The following is a 4499-nucleotide window of genomic DNA, read 5'->3' as shown; positions in this document are numbered from 1 at the left end:
TAGGCGTTGACCGCCTGGCGGGGCTCGCGGCGGCGCTCTTGGGGGAACCGGCTCTCCATCGTCGCCGGGCAATCTAGGGGCGGTTGATTGCCGAATGTTAAAGGCGTCGCGGCTCGACGATCGCCGCGCCGACGCCTCAGTAGGCGTTCGGATCGTGGAAGAGCAGGGGGATGGTCCGCAGAATGATCTGCAGCTCCAGCTTCAGCGACCAGTTGTCGATGTAGTCGTTGTCCGCCTCGGTGCGGCGCACGATGTCGCCGATGTCGCGGATCTCGCCCCGGCGGCCCTGGACCTGGGCGTAGCCGGTCAACCCCGGGCGGGTCCGGAAGCGGTGGCGATAGGCGGGGACGGCCCGTCCCCACGCCTCGTCGTGGCGCAGGGCGTGCGGGCGCGGACCGACCAGGGACATGTCGCCGCGCAGCACGTTGCAGAGCTGCGGCAGCTCGTCGATGCTGAGCGCGCGCATCACCGCGCCGACGCGGGTGACGCGCTCGTCCCACCGGCTCGCCTGCCGCACCTCGCCACGGTCTTCGGCGACCGACATCGAACGGAACTTCAGCACGGTGAAGACGCGGCCGTGCAGGCCGGTCCGTTGCTGCCGAAACAGCACCGGCCCGCCGTCTTCGACGGCAATGGCGGCGGCCACCAGCGCCAGTAGCGGTGCAAGTAAAATCAGCGCGAATAGAGCCACGACGACATCGAGAATTCTCTTCACGGAACTCTCGGCGACTCGGCAGGACGTGCGTTCGACTGCGGCGAGCGGACGCGTCGCGGTATCGATGTCCGTCATCCCAGCCCCTGGCCCGCGCCACGCCACCACGGAACGGCGTTTGCCATATAACGATGAATTAAACAAGATTGCAGGCCGCGCTTTAGGCGAGGTCTGGGAGGTTGAGAGCGCCCTCGACAGCATTCGACGCGATCGCATTGTTTCCGCTGCAATGAATGTTCTAGCGTGGTTCATGAAATCGCGCTGGACGGCCGCGCTCCGCACACGGCGCTGGGCGCGCGGACAGCGCAAACGGTCCCGTAAAGGACAGCATAGACTCAGGGCGCAAACGTTGACGTCAGTCTGCGCTGTGTCAGCCCACGTGCGCGGATCCGGCGTCGCGTACGCGGGCTCTTGAGCGGCGCAACTGGGCGCCGAGCCCGAAGAAGCCGACGATCAGCATCGCCCAGGTGGCCGGCTCAGGGACCGCGGCCGGGGGCTTGGGTCCCGTCGGCGGCTGGAAGCTGGGCGGCGTATCGCCCCCGCCGCCGCCGGTCGGCCCGCGGGGCAAGGTCGGCGAGGTCTGAAACTGCGAGACCTGCGGCGTAGGCTGAAAGCCGGTCGGAATGTACGCCGCCTCGACGTTTGGACCGCCCGGCGGGGCGATCAGGTCGGCGCGCGTCGTCGTGACCGTCGGCACGGGCTCGCAGGCGACCATCTTCACGCTGCGCTTGAGGCGATAGCCGATGATCGGCGTCGCCGGCTGGACACCGGGCGCGAGCACGGGCGTGGTCGCCGGCAGGGTGTCGGGGGGCAGGATCGGCGCCAGCACCGGCAGGGTGTCGGAGGCCACAACCTTGGGGCGCGGGCCGTCGCCGCGCCTGGCGACCTTCGCGCCGGCCGTTCGCGGCTTTGTCCGGTGACGATGCTTCACCGCCTGGACGCCCGGCTTTGGTTTCGCGGCGCGATGCGCCTTCGCGTGAACCGGCGTGCGCGTGAAACTGACCGAGGGGCACTGTACAGGCGCCCCGTTCGCCTGTCCGGCCAGCACGAGCGTGCTGACGGCCGACAGGATCGCGATGCGTTGCACATGGATCAGCAAAGTCGGCCCCGCCCCATGAGAGGACATTGTGACAGTAAGTTTACGCCGGATTCACGCCTCTGAACACGGTGCAGCTAGTTATCTGAGTGCGTTTGCCGCACCCTGTTGCTCTGCTTCAACGCTGGCGCTGCATGGCGCCGGATTTGCACGAATACGCGCTTCGGTTGCGCCGCGTGTCAGCCCAGCACGGCCTTGGCGCCGGCGATGATGGCGACCCACAGGCCCGCCGAGACGGCCGCGATCAGCGGCAGGCTCACCGCCAGCGGCCATCGCCGCGGATAGGTCGGCTCGGCGAACTCGGCCTCGAGATAGGTTTGCAGCGCAACGGCCTGGGACTGCGTCGCCGAGTCGTCGTCGCGCGCCACCCTTATTGCTGGGGCGGGCTTCGATTGGGCGGCGGTTTGCGGCGCCCCCTGCCGCGGTTTCAAAGCGTTCATCCCAGCCTCCACCCGGAGATGCTCGCACGGTTAAATTTAACAATGGATCGACGGGCAGAGTTATTTGCTGGTTACCTTAACCAGCTTCAGTGTTTGGGCGCGTTCGGCATCGACGATAGCGTCGCGGATCTGTCAGCATTGTGGCGGCGGCGTTCGTCACTCAGTCGCGCCTTACGCGGCGCACACCACCTCGCCGCTAGAACTCGCCTATGAGGCGAAAGGTCGCCCAATTTGGGCCTCCCATAAGTTGCGAGACTCCCCTATTAGTTGTGGTGTGTTCCCGATCCTGAGGGGGAGCGTGATGTCGGACTTTGCGCGGGACGTCGGATTGGGCGCGTCGAACGGGCTCGCCGGCGTCGGCCCGCGAGGACCCGCGCGGCGGCTGCCCCGGTGGCTGCGGCTGGTGGTGGTGCTTAGCGTCGCAGCGGGCCTCTGGGCCGTGATCATCCTCGGCCTGCAGGCCCTGGTCGCGGGCTGAGCACCGCCTCAGTACTGCAGCGTGAGGGTCAGGCCGACGCGGTCGACCGAATAGTGGGCGAACACCGGGTCGACGTCGCGGCCGCTCGAGTCGTTCTTGAAGTGGCTGTAGGCGAGGGTGAGCCCGACGCGCCGGTTCATCAGGTAGCTGGCGCTGAGCCCCAGGCCGTAGCGCTTGTCGTCGCGGTCGATCCCCCGGTAGTCGTCGTCGCCATAGGTCCCGTTCGCGCTGAGAATCAGGTTGCGCAGCAGCTCGTGATCCAGGCGCAGGCCAAGATTGGTGGCCAGGTAGGAGGAGGCGCCGGCCAGGGCTGCGTCCTCGACCGAGCGTGAGCTCGTGAGCGTGACCGTCGTCAGCTGGGTCGGAAACCATTCGACCTTCGCGCGTGCGCCCAGGCCGCTGTAGTCGTGGAAGACGTCGCTCTTGTAGTCCTGGCGCTGGTAGCCGACGCCGATCTCGCCGCGCACCAGGGCGGCGATCTCGAAGTTGGCCCCGACGAGGCCGCCGACGCCCTTGGCGTCGCGATTGACGAAGTTGGGGAACTCCGGCGCGCCGCCGACGATCGGCGAGCTCGACAGCCGATAGTTGCGGTCGTTGCCGGTGATCTCGACGAACACCGCCGTATCCGGGGTGACGGCGTAGTCCGCGCGCCCGGTGACGATGGTGACCTGCCGATCCTGGTCGTCCTGGGGAAAGTTGCCGGCGGCGTCCAGGTAGTCGTACTGGCTCCAGGCGAGGCGGGCCGACAGCTTCAGCCGGTTGAAGGTCTGCGCGCCGGAAACGTAGACCGTCGTCAGCCGGTATTCGACCGGCGAGGGTTGCCCCTCGGTGCCGGCGGACGTCCGGGGCTCGGTCAGCCGCGAGAGGTCGACGCCGCCGGCGAGGTTGGCCGTGCGCAACACGTCCAGGCGGCCGGCGAGCCCGACCGAATAGTCGTCGCTGTTCTGGCCGGTCTCGCTGGCGTAGCGGTTGAAGGTCCCCGAGGCATGCGCCGACAGCCAGTGCCGGGGCCAGTCGGAGGTCAGCGTCAGCTGCGGCGTCACCTGGAAGACGACGTCGTCGATCTCGTTCACGCCGGTGGCGAAGACGTTGTCGTTGTACTCGCTGGAGGCGGTCACCTTCGGCCAGAGCATGAAGCCGCCGAGATTGACGCCCAGCGCCTCGTAGCCTGGATGCGGCCGCTCCACGACGCTGACGTTGCGGTCGCGACGGAAATTGTCGTTGCTCTGATCGGCGCCCGCCAGATCGGCGCCGACCGATTGCGCCTGGGCCGATCCGCCCGCCAGCGCCAGGACCGCGCCCAGCAGGAGCAGCCTCGCGCTCGCCGTCACGACCTCTCCCCTGCGACCGACGAGGTCGGTCGCGAACCTTGCTGGATCACCATCTCGTGCTTCTCGTCCGTTGTTGGCCGCGCCCCCGCACGAGCGAAACGCTATCGGCGCCGTGCAAGGGGGGACAGGGGCCGGGCGGGGCGAGCGGCGCGCATGCCCGGAAGCGGGCTTGCGCAGTCCGAATGCCCGCGCGGTTGCACGCCGCCGGCCAACTTCGCGTGCGGACGGACCTGCTCGGGCCGCGGAGGCGGAGGCTAAGCCGCCGTTCGCGATCGTCGCGCGGCGCAGCGCGGCCTGACCCTCCGTGTGGTGAATCGCGCGGAAAGCTTGCCGGAACACCAAGCCCGAACACTTGGGCGCCAATCTGCCCGCGTTCCTGGCGAAGTTCCTGATGCGGAGGATTGAACGTGGGCCTTCATCTGATCGGTTTTCGCCTCGCGGG

Annotated in this window: 5 protein-coding genes; 1 reads left to right on the top strand and 4 read right to left on the bottom strand. The window is 68.1% G+C overall.

The window, feature by feature from the left end; genetic code table 11:
- Positions 1-136: 136 nt before the first annotated feature.
- The 3 genes from VJS38_RS10885 to VJS38_RS10875 form a co-directional block, all read right to left on the bottom strand.
- On the bottom strand, positions 137-715 hold the full coding sequence (locus VJS38_RS10885; RefSeq protein WP_324088167.1) for a sugar transferase: 579 nt from the start codon (positions 713-715) through the stop codon (positions 137-139).
- Between the two features lie 367 nt (positions 716-1082).
- The gene (locus VJS38_RS10880; protein ID WP_324088166.1) at positions 1083-1799 is read right to left on the bottom strand and encodes a PEPxxWA-CTERM sorting domain-containing protein; all 717 of its coding nucleotides are present in this window, start codon (positions 1797-1799) and stop codon (positions 1083-1085) included.
- A 188-nt stretch (positions 1800-1987) separates the two neighbouring features.
- Positions 1988-2248, bottom strand: coding sequence for a hypothetical protein (locus tag VJS38_RS10875; RefSeq protein WP_324088165.1), 261 nt, complete (start codon positions 2246-2248; stop codon positions 1988-1990).
- A 301-nt stretch (positions 2249-2549) separates the two neighbouring features.
- Here VJS38_RS10875 and VJS38_RS10870 point away from each other — a divergent pair, with 301 nt between their 5' ends.
- Complete coding sequence (locus VJS38_RS10870) at positions 2550-2726, top strand: hypothetical protein (protein ID WP_324088164.1); 177 nt, start codon at positions 2550-2552, stop codon at positions 2724-2726.
- A gap of 8 nt (positions 2727-2734) precedes the next feature.
- Here VJS38_RS10870 and VJS38_RS10865 read toward each other — a convergent pair whose 3' ends face one another.
- On the bottom strand, positions 2735-4057 hold the full coding sequence (locus tag VJS38_RS10865; RefSeq protein WP_324088163.1) for an outer membrane beta-barrel protein: 1323 nt from the start codon (positions 4055-4057) through the stop codon (positions 2735-2737).
- Positions 4058-4499 lie beyond the last annotated feature (442 nt).

Origin of the sequence: Phenylobacterium sp., assembly GCF_035276905.1 — a bacterium.
Taxonomy (GTDB): Bacteria; Pseudomonadota; Alphaproteobacteria; order Caulobacterales; family Caulobacteraceae; genus Phenylobacterium.
The sequence above is the reverse complement of the archived record's forward strand: the minus strand, read 5'-3'. Positions and strand labels throughout refer to the sequence as shown.